The organism is Pleomorphomonas sp. NRK KF1, assembly GCF_023721755.1.
Lineage (GTDB): Bacteria > Pseudomonadota > Alphaproteobacteria > Rhizobiales > Pleomorphomonadaceae > Pleomorphomonas.
Map to the genome: position 1 here is coordinate 280,148 of NZ_JAMDLH010000003.1, position 16,328 is coordinate 296,475.

The following is a 16,328-nucleotide window of genomic DNA, read 5'->3' on the forward strand; positions in this document are numbered from 1 at the left end:
AAGGGACGAAGACCATGACTCCGAAACCCTCATACCGCACGTTCTTCCTGGCGCCGACGTCCAGTCAGCAAGGCATCTCCTCCGTGGCGCTCGGCCTTGTCCGCGCCTTCCAGCGCGAGGGCTTTGACGTCGGCTTCGCCAAGCCGGTCGCCGATCCCGAGGCCTATCCCGACGGGCTCGACCGTTCGGTTCACTTCGCCCGTACGCTGCTCGGCCTCAACACGCCCGATCCCATTCCGGCCGAACGTGCCGAGGAGATGATCCGCACCGGCAATCTCTTCACGCTGCTCGAAGAGATCGTTGAGCTGGTCGAGGAAGCGCGGGGCAACCGGTCGATGGTCGTCGTCGAGGGGCTGCTGCCCTCGACGACCCATCCGTTGACCATCGACCTCGATATCGCCATGGGTCGCTCGCTGTCGGCCGAGATCATTCCGGTGGTGCCCGGCCTCGATGCCACGGTGAAGTCCATCGTCGGCGATCTCGCCGACGCCCAGCATCGCTTCCTGGCCGAAGGGCGCCCGTTCGCCGGCCTGATCGTCGGTCGCGCTCGCGGTGGCGACGTCAAGGCCGAGGAGTTCGCCAAGGCGCTCGAAGCGGCCAAGATCGGCGTGCCCGTGCTGGCCGTCACCTCCGACGAGCCGGCCCTCAACGCGCCGCGTCTCGTCGACGTCGCTTCGGATCTCGGCTTCGGCATCCTTCGGCCCGGTGATATCAAGAAGGCGCGCGTCGGCGAGATCGTCATCGGCGCTCGCAGCCCGGACAAGGTGGTGAAGGCGCTCAAGCCCGGAACACTGGTCGTCACTCCCGGCGACCGTTCCGATATCATCATCACCACGACGCTGGCCCGTTCGTCGGGCATGCCGATCGCAGGCCTGTTGCTGACCTGCGACGAGCCGATGGCGCCGTCGATCTCCGAGTTCCTGTCGCCGCGCTTTGGCGATCTGCCGGTGCTGACCACCGAGCTCCAGACCTATGACGTCGCCGTCCGCCTCAACTCGATGGACCGTCGTGTCCGTCACGAGGATGCCGAGCGCATGGAGAAGCTGCTCGAGCACGTCGCCGATCATATCGATCTCGGCCCGCTGGCCCCGGCGACGGCGCGTTCCAATGGTGGCCTGATGACGCCGCCGATGTTCCGCCACCGCATGATCCAGGAAGCGCGCGCTGCCAACCGCCGCATCGTGCTGCCGGAAGGCGACGAGCCGCGGACTATCAAGGCTGCCGTCATCTGCACGCAGAAGCGCATTGCTCGCTGCGTTCTGGTCGGCGACCCCAAGGCGATCAACGATGTCGCGGTCAGCCATGGCATCGAACTGCCACCGGAGCTGGAAATCCTCGACCCGGTCAAGGTGCGTGCCAGCTACGTCGGACCGATGGTCGAACTTCGCAAGTCGAAGGGGCTGACTGCGCCGCAGGCCGAAGCGCAGCTGGAAGACAACGTGGTGCTCGCCACCATGATGCTTGCCATGGGCGATGTCGATGGCTTGGTCTCCGGTGCCGTCCATACCACTGCGTCGACGGTGCGTCCGGCGTTGCAGCTCATCAAGACCGCGCCGGGCAATTCGATCGTGTCCAGCGTGTTCTTCATGCTGATGCCGGATCAGGTCCTGGTTTACGGTGATTGCGCCATCAACCCCGATCCGTCCGCGGACGAACTGGCGGAAATCGCCTGCCAGTCGGCCGAGAGCGCCCGTTCCTTCGGCATCGATCCGCGCGTTGCCATGATCTCCTACTCCACCGGCACGTCCGGCACGGGTAGCGATGTCGACAAGGTGCGCGAGGCTACGCTGAAGGTCATGGAGCGCCGCCCAGACCTCTTGATCGACGGCCCGATCCAGTACGACGCCGCCTCGGTGGAAAGCGTCGGCAAGCAGAAGGCGCCGGGCTCGCCGGTCGCCGGCCACGCCAACGTCTTCGTCTTTCCCGACCTCAACACCGGCAACACCACCTACAAGGCGGTGCAGCGTTCGGCCAACGTCGTATCGGTCGGCCCGATGCTGCAGGGTCTCCGCAAGCCGGTGAACGACCTGTCGCGCGGCGCCCTCGTCGACGACATCGTCTACACCATCGCGCTGACGGCCATCCAGGTTAGCCAGAGCGAACAGCCGTCGCAGGCCGCTGCTGCCGAGTAAGGTGGCGGAACCCGTACTGAACAGCAAAACCGGCGATCTTCGGGTCGCCGGCTTTTTGTTGCCGAGCCGATGGTCATGAGCCGAGAGACGGGCAAAAGGCCGGTTTAGATTTTATAGTAAGCCGACTAATTATATAGCTGGTCGCTTGCAGGCGGCCCAAACAAAAGCCGCCGGGAAACGACCCGGCGGCCTTGAACGAGAGACGTTGGATTGCTTCAGTCCGCAACGGCCAGCTCGCCCCTCAGCCGCTCCGTTTCGAACGAGGCGTCGAGGATGCGTTGCAGGTCGGCGGCTCGGCGGAAGCTTGGCTCCATGGTTTGACCGGCTCTCACGGCGTCGACGAACCGCTTGTAGTTCATCGGTACCGGTTTTGCGGTCACCGGACGCCATGTCTGGCTGTTGATGTCCTTCGCGCCCTTGCAGGCGCGCAGCCATGTGCCGTCGGAGCCGTTCTGGATTTCTATGGCGCCCTTGTCTCCGAAAACGCGGACACGCAGCGTATTGGCGTAGCCGGTGGCAAAACGTGAGGCATGGATGACGCCGATGGCGCCGTTCTCGAACTCCAGCGTGCCGGCGAAGCTGTCGTTGGCATCGAGGGTATACTCGCCGATCTTGTCGTCGGGCGCCTTGTGAAAGGTCTTGAGACGGCCGAACAGCCGCGTCACATCGGTACCGGCGCCGTAGGAGGCGAAGTCGAGAATGTGGATGCCGACGTCGCCGATCACGCCCTTGGAGCCGTGATTTTCAGAAAGCCGCCATAGCCAGCGGCTTTCGGTCCGCCAGTCGCCCCAATGGGTTCCGGTTAGCCAGCTCTGGAGATAGCTGGCCTCCACGTGCTTGACGTCGCCGATGGCTCCCGAGGTGACCATCTGGTGCATCTTGTGAATTTCGGGCACGTTCCGATAGCTGAGGTTGACCATGCCGACGAGGCCCGCCTTCTCGGCCGCCTCGGTCATTTCCAGCGCGTGAGCGTAGTTTGTGGCCAGCGGCTTCTCGCACAGCACGTGCTTGCCGGCGGTGAGCAGGGCCATGGTCGTGGGATAGTGGGCGAGATCGGTGGTGACGTTGGCCGCCGAGTCGAACTTGCCCCAGACGATGGCGTCCTCCACCGTGGCGAACGTGCGGGGGATGTTGAAATCCTTGGCGAAGGCGGTGGCCAGCTCGGGGAAGATGTCGACGCAGCCGACGATTTTGACGCCACGAATCTTGGCGAAATGCTGGGCATGATGGCGGGCCATGCTGCCGGTGCCCACGATGATGAGACGCATGTTGAGGGGTCCGATGGGAAGAGGGTGGTCAGAGCTTAGGCCGGCGGGAAACCACCGGCCTTTTCAAAGCGCTCAACGAAGGCCAGGGGCACCCTTGGCATGGATGGTCAAGCCGCGCTCCTTGATCGGCTCCAGCGCCTTGTCGACCGGCACGTTGGGCGCGTCGGTAACCGCCGTCCAGGCCGGACCCGGATTGTAGGCCCATTTGACAGCGTTGCGCAGCACCGTCAGCACGTTCTCGTCATGATAGGTGGGATAGGCCTCGTGACCCGGACGGAAGTAGAAAATCTTCCCGGCGCCGCGCTTGTAGCAAAGGCCGGAGCGGAATACTTCGCCACCCTGGAACCAGGAGATGAATACGGTTTCATCGGGCTCGGGTACCGAGAAGGGCTCTCCGTACATCTCTTCCATGTCGAGTTCGATCTTCTCCGGCAGGCCGGCGGCGATCGGATGGTTGCGATTGATCACCCAGAGGCGCTCGCGCTCGCCCGCTTCGCGCCACTTGAGCGCGCAAGGGGTGCCCATCAACCGCTTGAAGATCTTCGAGAAGTGGCCGGAGTGCAGAACCAGAAGGCCCATCCCCTCCCAGACGCGCTTGGCGACGCGCTCGACGATCTCGTCCTTCACCTCGCCGTGGGCGGCATGACCCCACCAGACCAGAACGTCTGTCGCGGCGAGCTTCTCGACCGTCAGGCCGTGCTCGGGCATCTGCAGCGTAACCCAGCTCGCCTCGATGGACGGGTCGACATTGAGAGCGTCAGCAATGGTGCTGTGCATGCCGTTGGGATACAGGTCGCGCACGACTTGGCTGGTCTGCTCGTGCACATTCTCGCCGAAGACGGTGGTGCGGATAGTCATGGAAGTCCTCCCGGGATGAGCGGCCCGGCGCCGCTGACGTGCGCACCGCCGATTCCGCGGCAAGACCCGGGTCGTCGGCCTTCCTCAAGGCTGGAAACGAGGCGCGGCATCTTGCTTCGGAAGCATTCAAAGCGCTTTTAATGGTGATTGTCAAGAGTCGCCGACCGCAGTGGGTAGTTCTCACAATCGCTTGTTTCGTCAAAGATATTTTGAACGGCGAAATAATAAAAGCGCTTTGAATGAATCGAAGCAAACACTTGATCCGCGCAGGCGTCACCGACGCGTCGTCACGAGGCTGGAATGCCATACGAATTCGGACGGTTACCAGACGTTATGATAGAAAACGATCGCGCGTTGTTCGTGGCGACGATCCCCGGTCGCTATGATCCCGCCCCGGTGGCGACCACGCCGCCACCGGGGCGTTCGGGATTGGTAAGCGCGCAGGCGGTCGAACGCCGTGTCAGTGCTCGATCTGGCTGACGTCCCGCACAGCACCCTTGGCGGCCGACGTAGCCATCGCGGCATAGGCACGTAGCGCGGCCGATACCTTTCGGGGACGCGGGGCAGCGGGCTTCCAGGCTGCCTTGCCCTTGGCGTCCATGGCGGCACGCCGGTTGGCGAGGGTTTCGTCCGACACCAGAAGATTGATGGTGCGGTTCGGGATATCGATGCGGATACGGTCGCCCGCTTCGACAAGGCCGATGGCGCCGCCTTCGGCCGCTTCCGGCGAGGCGTGGCCGATGGAAAGGCCCGAGGTGCCGCCGGAGAAGCGGCCATCGGTCAGAAGCGCGCAGGCTTTGCCGAGCCCCTTCGACTTCAGATAGCTCGTCGGATAGAGCATCTCCTGCATGCCCGGTCCCCCCTTGGGGCCTTCGTAGCGGATCACCACGACGTCGCCAGCGGTGACCTCACCGCCGAGAATGCCCTTCACCGCCGCTTCCTGGCTCTCGTAGATCCTCACCTCACCCTCGAAGACAAGGATGGACTCGTCGACACCGGCCGTCTTCACGATGCAGCCGTCGAGCGCGATGTTGCCGAACAGCACGGCGAGGCCGCCATCCTTGGAGTAGGCGTTCTCCGCCGAGCGGATGACGCCCTTTCTGCGATCGATATCGAGCTCGTCCCAGCGCCGATCCTGGCTGAAGGCCTCGATCGACGGCACGCCGCCGGGCGCGGCTGCGAAGAAAGTGCGGACGGCGATCGAGTTCGACTGGACGACGTCCCACTCGCGGATCGCTTCCTTCAGCGTCGGGGTGTGGACCGTGGGCACGTCTGTATTGAGGAGGCCTGCGCGATCGAGTTCGCCCAGCAGGCCGAAGATGCCGCCGGCCCGGTGCACGTCTTCCATGTGGATGTCGGCCACGGCCGGCGCCACCTTGGACAGGCAGGGCACGCGGCGGCTCAGGCGGTCGATGTCGGCCATGGTGAAGTCGACGCCGGCTTCCTGCGCTGCGGCCAGCAGGTGCAGCACCGTGTTGGTCGATCCGCCCATGGAGATGTCGAGCGTCATGGCGTTCTCGAAGGCGGCGAAAGAGGCCACCGAGCGCGGCAGCACGCTCTCGTCGTTGCCTTCGTAGTAGCGCTTGCAGAGGTCGACGATCAGCTGACCGGCCCTGAGGAACAGCGCCTTGCGGTCGGCATGCGTCGCCAGCATCGAACCGTTGCCCGGCAGGCTGAGGCCGAGCGCCTCGGTGAGGCAGTTCATCGAGTTGGCCGTGAACATGCCCGAGCAGGAGCCGCAGGTCGGGCAGGCCGAACGCTCGTAGGAGCGCACGTCGGAATCCGAAACCTTGTCGTCGGCGGCGGCGACCATGGCGTCGATCAGGTCGACCGACTTGGTGACGCCCGATGACAGCAGGACCTTGCCGGCCTCCATCGGCCCGCCGGAGACGAAGACGGCAGGGATGTTGAGGCGCAGCGCCGCCATCAGCATGCCTGGCGTGATCTTGTCGCAGTTGGAGATGCAGACCATGGCGTCGGCGCAATGGGCATTGACCATGTACTCGACACTGTCGGCGATGAGGTCGCGCGACGGCAGCGAGTAGAGCATGCCGTCATGACCCATGGCGATGCCGTCGTCGACGGCAATGGTGTTGAACTCCTTGGCAAGGCCGCCCGCTTTCTCGATCTCGCGGGCAACCAGTTGGCCGATGTCCTTGAGATGCACATGGCCGGGCACGAATTGGGTGAAGGAGTTGACCACGGCGATGATCGGCTTGCCGAAATCGCTTTCCTTGACGCCGGTTGCGCGCCACAGGCCGCGTGCGCCGGCCATGTTGCGGCCATGGGTGGAGGTGCGGGAACGATAGGCGGGCATGGGTTCGATCCATCTCACTGCAAGGCGTATTACCTGACGGATGGGACCGTTTTGCCGAAAAAGCAAGGGCGGCAGCGGCGCAAAGCGTTCGCTGCCGCCCCTTGAAAGGGCCTGGAGGGGGCGTCAGGCGGCGCGTACCTTGGCCAGGAAACCCTTGATCTCCGACCGAAGGCGGGCACAGGTTTCGTCAAGATCCGCCGTGCCGACCTTCATCCGCTCGGTGGCGACGACGGCGGCGGCATTGGCTTGCGATACGCCATCGATATGTTCGGTCACCTCGGCCGTGCTGGTCGATGCCTGGTTGAGATTGCGCGAGATGTCCAGCGTGGCGGTGCCTTGTTCCTCGACGGATGCGGCAATGACGTTGGAGATCTCGCTGAGGCGACCGATGACGCCGGAAATGGTGTTGATCGCCGCCACGGATTGCTCGGTCGACGACTGAATGCCGTTGATCTGATCGGCGATCGTCGACGTCGCCTTGGCGGTCTGGTCGGCCAGCTGTTTCACTTCGGCAGCGACGACCGCGAACCCCTTGCCGGCCTCGCCGGCCCGAGCCGCTTCGATCGTCGCGTTCAGCGCCAGAAGGTTGGTCTGGGAAGCGATGTTGTCGATGAGGTCGACGACGTCGCCGATCTTCTTGGCGGCTTCCGAGAGGTCCCTGATCTGCGTCGAGGTGCGGGCGGCATCGGCGGCGGCCTCGGCGGCGACGCGGCTCGATTCCTCGACCTGACGGGTGATCTCGGCGACGGAGCCAGTCAGTTCCTCGGTGGCGGCGGCGACGGTGGCAACATTGGCCGACGCCGTCTCGGCACCGCGCGTCACGCTCTTGGCTCGCTCGGCAGCGCTGTCGGTGGCCTGGTCGAGGTCGCGCGTCAGCGCGGCCATGTCCTTGGCAGAGGAGAGAACCTTGTCGGCAATGGCGCCGACGGACGACTCGAACTCCTTGGTGACGTGGTCGATCAGGCTATGGCGCGCCGCGCGCTCGGCGTCGATGTAGACGGAAATGGCGAAGTCCATGTCGACCATGACGGCCTTGCTGAGTGCCTGCAGCAGCTTGAGGCGCGTCTCATCCCGGCCGCCTTTCATGAAGCCGCCGGAGTAGTCCTTGTTGATGCGCGCGATCAGCGTATTGAGCAGGAAGTCGTAGCCGCCGATGTACCAGGTGGGGGACAAGCCGATCCGGTGGTGCGTCTCTCCGATCTTTGAGACCGACTGGAAATAGGCCTCGTCGAAACGAGCTTCCAGCACGCGCTCCCAGTGCTTGATCTGCGCCGCCTTGGCATGGGCCACGTGGTCGGGAGAGCGGAAGAAGCGCTTGGTTTCGGGGAACTCCGCGATATGTCTGTAGAAGGCGTCGATACCCTCGGCAAGTATGCTGGAAATATAGGAGCGGTGTTCGCGAAGGGTCGCGGCGACACTGTCATCGATGGCGTGAAAACCGAGGCGCTGACGCATGTCAGAGGCAATGATCGAGGGAGCGGACATGCCGGTTCCTTTATGCTGCGGGGTCGGCGCATTGGATGCGCCCGACGCCGACTATGTCGCGTCAAACACCTTACCCCTTCGTAAAAGAATTAGGAAAACCATCGATATTTAAGGAACTTACGGCAGATTGAGATGCGATATACTACCTATATGCGCAACAATCATGAGAAATTCTCTCAATATTATACATGCCACCTGCCTCAGGCGCCGGTGGCCTACGACTGGGATGGTTCGTCGACGGAAGCTTCCAGGCTGGCATAGCCCTCCGGGCGGAAGCGCGGATGGCAGAGGCAAAGGAAGACGAGATCGGTGGCCCCGTCGTTTTCGATCCGCTGGGGCACTCCTCGTGGAATGCGGACACTGTCGCCCGGACCGACGCGAAAGCGGTCGCCACCCACCTCCATCATGCCACCCCCCATCTCGATCACATAGGTTTCCTCGACATCGAGGGCGTGTAGCTCGGTGACCACCCCAGGGGTGACGCGGGCTCGTGCCAACGACACATCCGGCCGCGTCGGGTGGTTGAGAAGTTCGGTGATGAAACAGCGCTCCGACGTCGCGAACTCCCGAAGGCCGCCGCTCGGAGCAAGAAATGGATGGGTCATGATGGCCTCGCCGATTGGAGAACGGCGAGTTTGGGACAAGGGACGTGGGCCGGCAACAGTCTCTTTACGAGGCACGGCCCATCGGCGATGAATGGATGCCTCCCGGAGAAAAAGAGAACATGGCCCGTTCCGATCTCGTCATTCGCGCCGACCATGTCGTCACCTGCGACGATGCCATGACCATTATCGACAATGGCGCGGTTGTCGTCCGCGATGGCCGCATCGTCGCCGTCGGGCCTGCGGCGGCGGTTTCGTTGGAAGGTGCCGATGTGCTGGATGCCAAGGGACGCATCCTGATGCCGGGGCTGATCAACATGCATTGCCACGCCGGCGACAGCCTGTTTCGAGGCCTCGTCGAGAACTTGCCGCTGGAGTCCTGGCTTCAGACGGTGTGGAAAGCCGAACGGGCCATCCTCGACCCGGCCACCTGCCGGCTCGGCGCCGAGCTCGGCCTCGCCGAGCTCCTGCTGTCCGGCGTGACCACCGTCATGGACATGTTCTGGTTTCCCGAGGAAACGGTTCGGGCAGCCAAGGCGCTGGGAATTCGCGTTGCCACCGGTGGCATTTTCTTCGATCCGCCCGGCATGGACGGCCATCTCGCCGATCGACGGCTTGCCGACGCCACAGCCTTCTTCGACGCCGTCGAGGACGAGCCGTTGATCTTCGCCGGTTGTTTGCCCCACGGCACCTATACCGTATCGCCGCAGCATCTTCAGAACGCCGCCCGCCTGTCCCGGTCGCGTGGTGGTTTCTGGTGTACGCACGCGGCCGAAACCAAGACGGAACAGGCGACGATCGTCGAGCGCTATGGCCGCCGGGTCATCGCCCACCTTGCTGAACTCGACCTGCTCGGCCCCGACGTGGTGCTCGCCCACTGCGTCCACCTTGATCGGGCGGAGATCGACCTGCTCGCCGCTTCCGGTTCGAATGTCGTGCACAATCCGATGTCGAATCTGAAACTGGCGTCGGGTTTTGCGCCGGTGCCGGCGCTCCTGGCGGCCGGTGTGAACGTGACGCTCGGCACCGACGGCGCCATTTCCGGCAACGATCTCGACATGTGGCTCGCCGTCCGCCTTGCCGCCACCCTGCACAAGGCGACGACCGGGAACGCCGCCGCCGTCACCACCGGTGAGGCGCTTGGCATGGCAACCCGCAACGGCGCTCGCGCGCTTGGCGCCGGTGATCGGCTGGGGTCGATCGAAGTGGGCAAGGAAGCCGACCTCATCCTGGTCGATACCGGTCGCCTGCACGCCGCGCCGCTGTTCGATCCCGTCACCCACCTCGTCTATTCGGCTGGACGCGGCGATGTCACTGATGTTTTCGTCGCCGGGCGGCGTGTCGTCGAGGCCGGGCGGCTTGTCAACGCCGATGTTGGCGCGCTGGTTGCGGCGGCCGACGCCCTTCGCCCGACCATCGCCGTATCGATCGCCTGATTCGCGGCGAGGTCCCTGTCGCTTCGCATCGTCCGGTCTCTTGGCAAAAGGACGCCCTTCAGAGTGTGATCTGGGGTAAAAGTCATTGCCGGTGCGCAGTTTTCGGCCTTTCATCGCCTTCTCAGATGGCGAGTGCTGAGCTACATTATTCTCGCTGCGGTTTCGTCATGAAACCGTCGGGTCGAAGGGTCCAGTTTCTTGTCCCGAACGCCCCTGAGGGGATGCCTTGTGCGGCATCCGCTGGCCGGGTTCCGAACAAAAGAGGATTTCGACATGTCCGATATCGAAGCCAAGATCAGGGAAAAGGCGCGCGAACTGTGGCTGGCCGAGGGGCAGCCGGAAGGCAGGGCCGATCAGCACTGGCTTGAGGCAGAGGCGATCATTCGCGCCGAAGCCGAAGCGGCGGCGAAGCCCAAGGCCGCTCGCAAGCCGCGCACCGCCGCCGCCAAGAAGGAACCCGCCGAGGCCAAGGCTCCGGCTGCCAAGAAGCCGGCCGCCAAGAAAGAGACGGCCAAGAAGCCATCGCTCAAGGTGGTTTCCGGCTGAGGTCGTCGTAGCGAGGCAATGGACAGCTTGTTGACAAGACCGGCCGGCGCCGTTGCGCCGCCCGGACGGGATGCCTAATGTCGCGACCTTCTTGTCTTGGAGCCGTGACATGACCCTTTCCGCAGCCGTCGAAGCCCGCATCGTCGAGGCCATCGCCAGCGAGATCGGCTGCCGGTCGGCGCAGGCCGCGGCCGCCGTCGGACTGCTCGACGAGGGCGCGACGGTGCCTTTCGTTGCCCGCTACCGCAAGGAAGTCACCGGCGGTCTCGACGATACGCAGCTCCGCAAGCTGGAGGAGCGGCTGGCCTATCGTCGCGAGCTCGAGACCCGTCGCGCCGCCGTCCTGACGGCCATCGAGGGGCAGGGCAAGCTGACGCCGGAGCTGTCCGAAAAGATCGTTGCCGCAGTCACCAAGGCGGAGATCGAGGATCTCTACGCGCCCTTCAAGCCGAAGCGCCGCACCAAGGGTGAGATCGCCAAGGAGAAGGGCCTGGAGCCGCTGGCCGACGCGCTCTTTCTCGATCGCACCCTGGAGCCGGCGACGGCTGCCGCCGCCTATGTCAACGACGCCGTGCCGGACATCAAGGCAGCGCTCGACGGTGCCCGCGACATCCTTGCCGAACGCTTCGCGGAAACGCCGGAACTCGTCGGTCGGCTCCGTGCCTATATGCGTGATCGCGCCGTGCTGCGCTCGGCGGTGATCGCCGGCAAGGAAGTGACGGGCGAGAAGTTTGCCGACTATTTCGATCATCGCGAGCGCTGGGCAAACGTACCCAGCCACCGCGCGCTCGCCATGCTGCGCGGTCGCAACGAAGAGGTTCTTGCCCTCGAGCTGGAGATCGATGCCGACGACCCGGCGCCGGTTAAGCCGGTGGAGCGCATGGTGGCGGAGGCCTTCTCGATCAACGTTCCGGCCAAGTTGCCGGCCGAGGGCTTCCTGTTCGACGTCTGTCGGTGGACCTGGCGGGTGAAGCTGCAGCTTTCCCTGTCCCTCGATCTGATGGGGACGCTGAGGGAAAGGGCCGAGGCCGAGGCGATCCGCGTCTTTGCCGACAATCTGAAGGACCTGCTGCTCGCGGCTCCCGCCGGTGCCCGCACCACCATGGGCCTCGATCCCGGCATCCGCACCGGCGTCAAGGTGGCGGTGGTCGATGCCACCGGCAAGCTGGTCGATACGGCCACCGTCTACCCGTTCCAACCGAGAAACGACGTGGCAGGGGCGCTTGCGACGCTGGCTTCTCTGGCCCGCAAGCACAAGGTGGATCTGATCGCCATCGGCAACGGCACGGCAAGCCGCGAGACCGACCGCCTCGCCGCTGCTCTGATTTCGGATCTGCCGGCGCCAAAGCCGACCAAGGTGGTGGTGAGCGAGGCCGGCGCGTCGGTCTACTCGGCGTCCGAGTTGGCTGCCCGTGAGTTCCCCGGTCTCGACGTCTCGTTGCGAGGCGCCGTTTCCATCGCTCGCCGCCTTCAGGACCCGCTGGCCGAACTGGTCAAGATCGAGCCGAAGTCCATTGGCGTCGGGCAATATCAGCACGACGTCGATCAGGGGCATCTCGCCAAGGCGCTGGATGCGGTGGTCGAGGACGCGGTGAATGCCGTCGGCGTCGATCTCAACACGGCCTCGGCGCCGCTCCTGTCGCGTGTGTCCGGCCTTGGCCCCTCGCTTGCCGAAGCCATCGTCGCCTATCGCGATCTCTCGGGCGCCTTCCGTAGCCGCAAGGCGCTGATGGAGGTGCCCCGCCTCGGCGCCAAGACCTTCGAGCAGGCGGCCGGCTTCCTGCGCATCCGCGACGGCGACGAGCCGCTCGACGCCTCCTCCGTGCATCCCGAGGCCTATGGCGTCGCGCGCCGCATCGTCGCCGCCTGCGGTCGCGACATTCGGCAGCTGATGGGCGACAGCGCCACGCTGAAGGCGCTCAACCCGGCGAAGTTCGTCGACGAGCGTTTCGGTCTGCCCACCGTACGCGACATTCTGAGCGAGCTGGAGAAGCCCGGCCGCGATCCGCGTCCCGAGTTCCGGACCGCCAGTTTCGCCGAAGGGGTCGAGGAGATCGCCGATCTCAAGCCCGGCATGATCCTCGAGGGGACGGTGACCAATGTCGCCGCCTTCGGCGCCTTCGTCGATATCGGCGTCCATCAGGACGGTCTCGTGCACGTCAGCCAGTTGGCCGACCGGTTCGTCAAGGACCCGCGCGACGTGGTGAAGGCTGGCGACGTGGTGAAGGTTCGCGTCGTCGAGGTCGACGTCAAGCGCAAGCGTATCGCCCTGTCCATGCGCAAGGACGATGACGGCGCGCCGAAGGGTGCCGGCGGCGGTCGACCGGACCGGCGGAGTCCTCCACCGCCATCGACCGGCAATAACGCCATGGCCGCCGCCCTGGCTGCTGCCATGAAGCGGCGGTGAGGCGGCGTCCGTCGTCAGCGACAGTATATTTCCCGGTGATTGATACAATCTTGCCGATTATGCCGGTGGATTTGGTGTAAGCTCCGCTCCGTTAACCACCGCGGGAGTCCGCCATGGCCAAGCAGTCCACCGGTTACACCGTTCTCCAGCTTTCGCTCCACTGGTTGATCGTGCTTCTCGTCCTGTTCCAGCTGATCTTCGGCGAAGACATGGGACGCTACAACTACTTCTTGCGCTCCGGGCAGGACGTCACCCCGCTCCTGACGGGCTACTATCTGCATGTCGGCGTCGGTATCGCCGTCCTGGTTCTGACGCTGTTCCGTCTCGGCCTGCGTCTGGCGGTCGGCGTGCCGCCGTCGGTGCCCGGTCCAACCCTGCAAGTGAGGGCCGGCGAGGCGCTGCACTATCTCTTCTATCTCATGCTGATCGTCACGCCGATCACCGGCCTGCTCGCCCAGTATGTCGACATGGGTACCTTTGGCGAGATCCATTCCGCCAACAAGCCCGTGTTCATCCTGCTGATCCTGATCCACGCGGCGGCGGCGCTTTACCACCATTTCGTGCTGAAGGATTCCACCCTGCGTCGGATGATGGTGCCGGGAACTCGCTGACAGCCCCGCGCGCAACAAAAAGCCCCGCGGAAGAGGTCTTCCGCGGGGCTTTGCATTCAAGCCGGTTGATCGTGAGATCAGGCAGCCGACAGATTGTCAGCCGAGGACTTGCCGGAACGGCGGTCCTGCACGACCTCGAAGTTCACCTTCTGGCCGTCGTTGAGCGAGCCAAGGCCCGAGCGCTCGACGGCGGAGATGTGAACGAAAACGTCCGGACCACCAGCGTCCGGAGCGATGAAGCCGTAGCCCTTGGTGGCGTTGAACCACTTGACGGTACCTAGAGCCATGATGAGATCCTTTCCTCAGAAAGTCACTTGAAAGAAAGCCGCGCGCCCGCACCGGAGCACGTGACAGGTGGTTACCGAGTTTGGAAAGGTCGTCACGTCGCGGGGGAATGACCCCAGGCGTTCAGGGCCGATGGTCTGGCCAAAATCGATAAGGCTTTATACTACGGGAAGCATCCCTCTTGCAAGCAACTTGTGGATGTAGATCCTAGCCCGGTCGGAATGCCTGACAAATGGCCAGGTCGGTCTCGATGCGTCCGGCGCCGATCAGGTCGAGGCAATAGGGAATGGCAGGGAAAACCGCGTCGAGGCACACGGCGATCGAGGCCGGTTTGCCGGGAAGGTTGACGATCAGCGTCGAGCCGCGCGTCCCGGCGGTCTGGCGCGACAGGATGGCGGTCGGCACCTTCTGGAGGCTGATGCGACGCATCAGTTCGCCGAAGCCCGGCAGCTCTTTCTCCAGCACTACCTTCATCGCCTCCGGCGTGAGGTCGCGCGGCGATGGTCCCGTTCCGCCGGTCGTCAGAATGAGATCGACACGCTCTTCGTCGCAGAGGCGCACCAGTTCGCCGCCGACGCTGTCCACGCCATCGGGGACCACCTGCGTCAGGATCTCGTAGGGCGAGGTCACGGCGCGACCGAGCCAGGCCGCGATCGCAGGCCCCGACAGGTCTTCATACTCGCCGCGCGAGGCGCGGTCGGAAACGGTGAGAAGCGCAATTCGGACCATGGTCGAAGCTCCAGCCTGTGAATCACGGGAGAAGACAGCGTTAGCATCTTGCTTCGCCCTTGGCCAAGGCGGCCGAATCGGTCGACAGAAGATGTGCCCGCGACGGCGGGCCGTGTTTATCGGTGCGTGGGACAAAGATTTCGGGATGACCTTCAGCGTGGACATCGGCAACAGGGCGAACGGCACGCGTGCCGCTTTCGACCTTGAGGAACTGCTGGCCACCCGTCTGCTGGTTCAGGGCAATTCCGGTTCCGGCAAATCGCACCTTCTGCGTCGTCTTCTCGAGCAGAGCGCCGAGTGGGTGCAGCAGGCGATCATCGACCCCGAGGGCGACTTCGTGACGCTCGCCGATCGTTTCGGCCACGTCGTGGTGGACGCCAACTGTTCGGAGCGTGATCTGGCGCTGATCGCAGCCCGCGTTCGCAAGCATCGTGTGTCCGTCGTGCTCAACCTCGAAGGGCTGGACGTCGACGGCCAGGTTCGTGCCGCCGCCGCCTTCCTGAATGGCCTGTTCGACGCCGAGCGTGATCACTGGTATCCGATGCTGGTGGTGGTCGACGAAGCGCAGCTGTTCGCACCGGCCGCCTCCGGCGAGGCTGACGGCGAGGCGCGTCGCGCATCGCTTGGCGCCATGACCAACCTGATGTGTCGTGGCCGCAAGCGCGGCCTTGCTGGCGTCATCGCTACCCAGCGTCTCGCCAAGCTGGCCAAGAATGTTGCCGCCGAGGCGTCCAACTTTCTGATGGGGCGCACGTTTCTCGACATCGACATGGCCCGCGCCGCCGATTTGCTCGGCATGGAGCGCCGGCAGGCGGAAATGTTCCGCAATCTCCAGCGCGGCGAGTTCGTTTCGCTCGGCCCGGCGATCGGCCGCCGGCCGGAACCGGTCAGGATCGGTCCGGTGGAGACCATGGGACGCGGCGGCGGTCCCAAGCTGACTCCGCTGCCCGAGCAGGGCGGCGAGGCGGCGCGCGAGCTGATCTTCCGTCCGACAACGGGGGAGGAGGCGCCGCGCGTCGCCGCCGCGCCGGTTTCCACCGCCGATATCCTGTCGGAACTGTCGCGTTCGCGCGCGGCGCTGGCACCTGCGCCAGAGGACAATCCGGCCCAGGCCGACCTGCTGGGCCGCATTGCCCGTGACGAGGCGATCGAGGATATCCTGGTGGAGATGATGGCCGAGCCGGATGCCGCCTTCCAGCCTGTGTCGATGCTCTATCAGGACTTCCTCGTCCGCTGCCGCATCAAGCGGGTGACCGGCGACAGTCTCGATCTGCAGTCGTTCCGTCAGCGTCTGTCGCTGGCCCGCGCCGGCGTCGAGACGGAGGCGGTCGACGAGGACGCCTGGCAGCAGGCCACGCTGATTTCGGCGTCGCTGCCCGAAGACATGCGCGGCGTTTTTCTGCTGGTCGCCAAGGCGGCGCTCCAGAAGGCGCCATGCCCTTCCGATGCCGAGATCGCACGAGCTTACGGCACCCGCTCGCCATCGCGCGCGCGCCGCCTGCTTGCCTACATGGAGGAGCGCGGTTTTCTCGTCTGCGCGTCCGACCTGCGCGGCCAGCGGATGATCCAGCTTCCCGATCTCGGCTGGCAGACGGCGCCCGGCTCGGCGACGGCGGCGGCCGCTGCCGAATAAGACCCTGACAATACGCTCT

Annotated in this window: 13 protein-coding genes; 6 read left to right on the forward strand and 7 right to left on the reverse strand. The window is 64.6% G+C overall.

Translation table 11 applies throughout. The annotated features are described in order from the left end of the window. The first annotated feature begins 14 nt into the window (after positions 1-14). A complete protein-coding gene (gene pta, locus M4J39_RS10690) occupies positions 15-2,132 on the forward strand; it encodes a phosphate acetyltransferase (RefSeq protein ID WP_251727826.1) in 2,118 nt (705 codons plus the stop codon). A 215-nt stretch (positions 2,133-2,347) separates the two neighbouring features. Here the strand turns inward: pta and M4J39_RS10695 are convergent, their stop codons facing one another. The 5 genes from M4J39_RS10695 to M4J39_RS10715 form a co-directional block, all read right to left on the reverse strand. Continuing rightward, complete coding sequence (locus M4J39_RS10695) at positions 2,348-3,400, reverse strand: Gfo/Idh/MocA family protein (protein ID WP_251727827.1); 1,053 nt, start codon at positions 3,398-3,400, stop codon at positions 2,348-2,350. 72 nt (positions 3,401-3,472) lie between these two features. Further along, a complete protein-coding gene (locus M4J39_RS10700) occupies positions 3,473-4,258 on the reverse strand; it encodes a ThuA domain-containing protein (RefSeq protein ID WP_251727828.1) in 786 nt (261 codons plus the stop codon). Between the two features lie 460 nt (positions 4,259-4,718). Continuing rightward, entirely contained in the window at positions 4,719-6,575 is a 1,857-nt protein-coding gene (ilvD, locus tag M4J39_RS10705; protein ID WP_251727829.1) for a dihydroxy-acid dehydratase, read from the reverse strand. 123 nt (positions 6,576-6,698) lie between these two features. Beyond that, on the reverse strand, positions 6,699-8,060 hold the full coding sequence (locus M4J39_RS10710) for a globin-coupled sensor protein (RefSeq protein ID WP_251727830.1): 1,362 nt from the start codon (positions 8,058-8,060) through the stop codon (positions 6,699-6,701). A gap of 215 nt (positions 8,061-8,275) precedes the next feature. Continuing rightward, positions 8,276-8,665: a cupin domain-containing protein gene (locus tag M4J39_RS10715; RefSeq protein WP_251727831.1), complete on the reverse strand. Its 390-nt coding sequence runs from the start codon at positions 8,663-8,665 to the stop codon at positions 8,276-8,278. Between the two features lie 119 nt (positions 8,666-8,784). Here M4J39_RS10715 and M4J39_RS10720 point away from each other — a divergent pair, with 119 nt between their 5' ends. The 4 genes from M4J39_RS10720 to M4J39_RS10735 all read left to right on the forward strand — a co-directional run bounded on the left by M4J39_RS10720 (position 8,785) and on the right by M4J39_RS10735 (position 13,662). Beyond that, positions 8,785-10,098, forward strand: a complete 1,314-nt coding sequence (locus M4J39_RS10720; protein WP_251727832.1) for an amidohydrolase — start codon at positions 8,785-8,787, stop codon at positions 10,096-10,098. 273 nt (positions 10,099-10,371) lie between these two features. Then, complete coding sequence (locus M4J39_RS10725; RefSeq protein ID WP_251727833.1) at positions 10,372-10,644, forward strand: DUF2934 domain-containing protein; 273 nt, start codon at positions 10,372-10,374, stop codon at positions 10,642-10,644. A gap of 109 nt (positions 10,645-10,753) precedes the next feature. Beyond that, positions 10,754-13,051 carry a Tex family protein gene (locus M4J39_RS10730; protein WP_251727834.1) on the forward strand — a complete coding sequence of 766 codons (2,298 nt, stop codon included), beginning with the start codon at positions 10,754-10,756 and terminating at the stop codon, positions 13,049-13,051. 113 nt (positions 13,052-13,164) lie between these two features. Then, positions 13,165-13,662, forward strand: a complete 498-nt coding sequence (locus tag M4J39_RS10735) for a cytochrome b (protein WP_251727835.1) — start codon at positions 13,165-13,167, stop codon at positions 13,660-13,662. A 77-nt stretch (positions 13,663-13,739) separates the two neighbouring features. On the opposite strand, the gene M4J39_RS10740 is transcribed toward M4J39_RS10735, so the two are convergent. Both M4J39_RS10740 and mog read right to left on the reverse strand, forming a co-directional pair. Further along, positions 13,740-13,949 (reverse strand): cold-shock protein, encoded by a 210-nt coding sequence (locus M4J39_RS10740; RefSeq protein ID WP_026781928.1) that lies wholly within the window; start codon positions 13,947-13,949, stop codon positions 13,740-13,742. 205 nt (positions 13,950-14,154) lie between these two features. Continuing rightward, positions 14,155-14,676: a molybdopterin adenylyltransferase gene (gene mog, locus M4J39_RS10745; protein WP_251727836.1), complete on the reverse strand. Its 522-nt coding sequence runs from the start codon at positions 14,674-14,676 to the stop codon at positions 14,155-14,157. A gap of 145 nt (positions 14,677-14,821) precedes the next feature. On the opposite strand from mog, the gene M4J39_RS10750 reads away from it, so the two are divergent. Further along, positions 14,822-16,309: an ATP-binding protein gene (locus M4J39_RS10750; RefSeq protein ID WP_251727837.1), complete on the forward strand. Its 1,488-nt coding sequence runs from the start codon at positions 14,822-14,824 to the stop codon at positions 16,307-16,309. Positions 16,310-16,328 lie beyond the last annotated feature (19 nt).

Excerpts from the sequence above, each read along its gene's own strand:
- pta (WP_251727826.1), top strand. The coding sequence starts at position 15 with ATGACTCCGAAACCCTCATACCGCACGTTCTTCCTGGCGCCGACGTCC.
- M4J39_RS10695 (WP_251727827.1), bottom strand. The coding sequence starts at position 3,400 with ATGCGTCTCATCATCGTGGGCACCGGCAGCATGGCCCGCCATCATGCC.
- M4J39_RS10700 (WP_251727828.1), bottom strand. The coding sequence starts at position 4,258 with ATGACTATCCGCACCACCGTCTTCGGCGAGAATGTGCACGAGCAGACC.
- ilvD (WP_251727829.1), bottom strand. The coding sequence starts at position 6,575 with ATGCCCGCCTATCGTTCCCGCACCTCCACCCATGGCCGCAACATGGCC.
- M4J39_RS10710 (WP_251727830.1), bottom strand. The coding sequence starts at position 8,060 with ATGTCCGCTCCCTCGATCATTGCCTCTGACATGCGTCAGCGCCTCGGT.
- M4J39_RS10715 (WP_251727831.1), bottom strand. The coding sequence starts at position 8,665 with ATGACCCATCCATTTCTTGCTCCGAGCGGCGGCCTTCGGGAGTTCGCG.
- M4J39_RS10720 (WP_251727832.1), top strand. The coding sequence starts at position 8,785 with ATGGCCCGTTCCGATCTCGTCATTCGCGCCGACCATGTCGTCACCTGC.
- M4J39_RS10725 (WP_251727833.1), top strand. The coding sequence starts at position 10,372 with ATGTCCGATATCGAAGCCAAGATCAGGGAAAAGGCGCGCGAACTGTGG.
- M4J39_RS10730 (WP_251727834.1), top strand. The coding sequence starts at position 10,754 with ATGACCCTTTCCGCAGCCGTCGAAGCCCGCATCGTCGAGGCCATCGCC.
- M4J39_RS10735 (WP_251727835.1), top strand. The coding sequence starts at position 13,165 with ATGGCCAAGCAGTCCACCGGTTACACCGTTCTCCAGCTTTCGCTCCAC.
- M4J39_RS10740 (WP_026781928.1), bottom strand. The coding sequence starts at position 13,949 with ATGGCTCTAGGTACCGTCAAGTGGTTCAACGCCACCAAGGGCTACGGC.
- mog (WP_251727836.1), bottom strand. The coding sequence starts at position 14,676 with ATGGTCCGAATTGCGCTTCTCACCGTTTCCGACCGCGCCTCGCGCGGC.
- M4J39_RS10750 (WP_251727837.1), top strand. The coding sequence starts at position 14,822 with ATGACCTTCAGCGTGGACATCGGCAACAGGGCGAACGGCACGCGTGCC.